The organism is Terrabacter terrae, from assembly GCF_039529575.1.
Classification (GTDB): domain Bacteria; phylum Actinomycetota; class Actinomycetes; order Actinomycetales; family Dermatophilaceae; genus Terrabacter; species Terrabacter terrae.
In genome coordinates this window covers 1-1,977 of record NZ_BAAANB010000067.1, presented here as the reverse complement: position 1 = coordinate 1,977, position 1,977 = coordinate 1, and the positions used below count along the sequence as shown (strand labels likewise).

Annotated in this window: 2 protein-coding genes; one reads left to right on the top strand and one right to left on the bottom strand. The window is 72.1% G+C overall.

Annotated features, from left to right (window positions below; all coding sequences use genetic code 11):
* Positions 1-120 precede the first annotated feature (120 nt).
* Complete coding sequence (locus tag ABD194_RS19140; protein WP_343994443.1) at positions 121-1,209, top strand: alpha/beta hydrolase family protein; 1,089 nt, start codon at positions 121-123, stop codon at positions 1,207-1,209.
* Here the strand turns inward: ABD194_RS19140 and ABD194_RS19135 are convergent.
* Positions 1,197-1,977, bottom strand: a 781-nt coding sequence (locus ABD194_RS19135) for an amidohydrolase family protein (protein WP_343994441.1), incomplete at its 5' end; no start/stop codon positions are given. The two genes, ABD194_RS19140 and ABD194_RS19135, sit on opposite strands and share 13 nt — an antisense overlap.

Here is a 1,977-nt window from a genome sequence, read left to right as displayed (position 1 = left end):
CCCGGGCCACCGCTCGAGCTGTCGCCCCAGCTGCAGGCCTGGACCGTGTTCGAGGCCGCCGCCACCCTGACCTGACCTGCCTCACGTGACCTGACCTGGCCGGTCGGGGGAGACTGGGGTATGCCGTCGCCGACCGCTCTCGTCGCCGCTGCCCTGGGCGCGCCGCTGCTGCTAGGCGCGTGCACCGCTGCCCCGAACGCGACGGAGGGAGGCAGCGCGACGTCGCGGACGGCATACGCAACCTCGAACGGGCCCGTGCGCTCTCCGGCTTCATCCGCGACCTCGGCCTCACCCACCGCTCCGACGGGCACCCCGGCGTCCACGCCCACGCCCACGCCGGACCCGGCGTCGATCCCGGCGCTGATCGCGCTGCGCTACGACGCCGGCGACCTCAGGCTCGGGCGCGAAGGCGGCAGCACGAACGCCTATCGGCAGTACTTCGTCACGTACGAGAGCAACGGCCTGAGCATCTCCGGGCGCATCAACATCCCGCGCGGCAAGGGCCCGTTCCCCGCCGTCGTGCTGGCCCACGGCTACGTCGACCCGGCCGCCTACACGAACGGCGAGACCATGCTGCGCGAGCGCGACCACCTGGCCCGCCACGGCTATGTGACGCTGCACATCGACTACCGCAACCACGCCCAGTCCAGCCGTGACCCGAGCAACGACGCGAACCTCCGCACCGGCTACACCGTCGATGCGATCAACGCGGGGCTGGCGCTCGACAAGGCGCCCTTCGTCGACCGGGGCCGCATCGCCCTCATCGGGCGGTCGATGGGTGGCGGGGTCGTCCTGAGCGCCCTGGTCGCGCGTCCGGGGCTCTTCAAGGCGGCCGTGGCGTATGCGCCCGTGAGCTCGGACACGGTCGACAACTTCGACAAGTGGGTGCGCCGGGACACCTCCCGGGCCGCCGCGGCGAAGGCCGTCATCTCCCGGCTCGGCACCCCGGAGGCGCAGCCGGCGAGGTGGGCCACTACGAGCCCGCGGACCTACTTCGGCCGGGTCACCGAGCCGCTGCTCATCCACCACGGCACGGCGGACGAGGACTGCCCGCTCGCCTGGTCCCGCGAGACCGTGGCGGCGCTGAAGGCGGAGGGCAAGTCGGTCCAGCTCGACGTCTATCCCGGCGGGCGGCACACCCTGGCCTCACCGCAGTGGGACACCTCGATCCGGCGCACTGCGGAGTTTCTCGCGACCTATCTGCGCTGACCCGCCGAGAGCTCGAGGAGACGAGCGCCGTTGTGCCAGAGCACGGCTCGCATCCAGTCGTCCCCGAGCCCGAGGCGCGAGAGGGCCTCGAGCTGGTGCGCGTACGGGTAGGGGATGCTCGGGAAGTCCGAGCCCAGCACCACCCGGTCACGCAGGACGGCAAGGCGCTCGACGTAGCCGTCGGGGAAGGGCGCGAACCGGTTCGTGAAGTCGGTGCCGTTCATCGTCGTGTCGAGGTGCACACCGGCGAACTCGTCTGCCAGGTCGGCGAACTCGTGATACTCCGGCATGCCGAGGTGTGCGATGACGAGCACCAGGTCAGGGTGGCGGCGCAGCACCTCCCGCACCGCCTCCGGTCCCGTGTGACGCCCTTGCAGCGGGGCCGAACCGGCGTGGACGACCACCGGCACACCCGCCCCCTCGAGCCGCGCCCAGGCCGGCTCGAGCCGCTCGTCGTCCGGCGTGAAGTCGCCGACCTGCACGTGCATCTTGAACAGGCGAGCGCCCGCGTCGAGCGACGCCCCGACGTAGTCCCCGACGCCCGCCTCCGGATAGAAGGTGGCGCAGTGCACCGCGTCCGGGACCCGGGCCGCGAAGTCGGCGCACCACTCGTTGAGCCACTGCGCCATCCCGGGCTTGTGGGGGTAGGCGAGCGCCGGAATCGCCTTGAGCCCGAAGGCTCGCAGCGTCTCCAGCCGCCGCTCCTCGTCGAACCGGTAGGCCACCGGCCACGGCGCGCCGTAGTGGGTCTCCGCCTCGTCGAAGTAG